Source organism: Flammeovirga sp. AWQ4_249, assembly GCF_056161045.1.
In genome coordinates this window covers 1-400 of record NZ_JBSWYJ010000128.1, presented here as the reverse complement: position 1 = coordinate 400, position 400 = coordinate 1, and the positions used below count along the sequence as shown (strand labels likewise).

1 protein-coding gene is annotated in these 400 nt (G+C 40.2%); it reads left to right on the top strand.

Annotated elements, in window-relative coordinates; genetic code table 11:
* Nucleotides 1-101 precede the first annotated feature (101 nt).
* Nucleotides 102-400, top strand: a 299-nt coding sequence (locus ACXAHM_RS26380; protein WP_474967073.1) for an IS3 family transposase, incomplete at its 3' end; no start/stop codon positions are given.

The window sequence follows — 400 nt, the reverse complement described above, 5'->3', positions numbered from 1 at the left end:
ATCCAGAGCTAAGCATCACACGTCAATGTCAGCTATTAGGTTTACAGAAATCTAGTTATTATTATAAGCCAAAAGGAGAGTCAGCACAAAACCTTGAGTTAATGAAGGTCATAGATCAGCAGTATACAAAGCATCCTCACATGGGGGTTCCGAGTATGACTACTTGGTTGCGTCTGGATCAGGGAATGTTAGTCAACCCTAAACGTATCGCCCGATTATATCGTATGATGGACCTGCAGGCACTTGTTCCTGGTCCTCATACTTCAAAAGGTGTAAAGGAGCACAAAAAGTATCCCTATCTCCTTCGTAATATGGTCATTAATAAAGTAAATCAAGTATGGGCGACCGATATCACCTACATTCCAATGGAAAAGGGTTTTATGTATTTAATGGCTGTAAT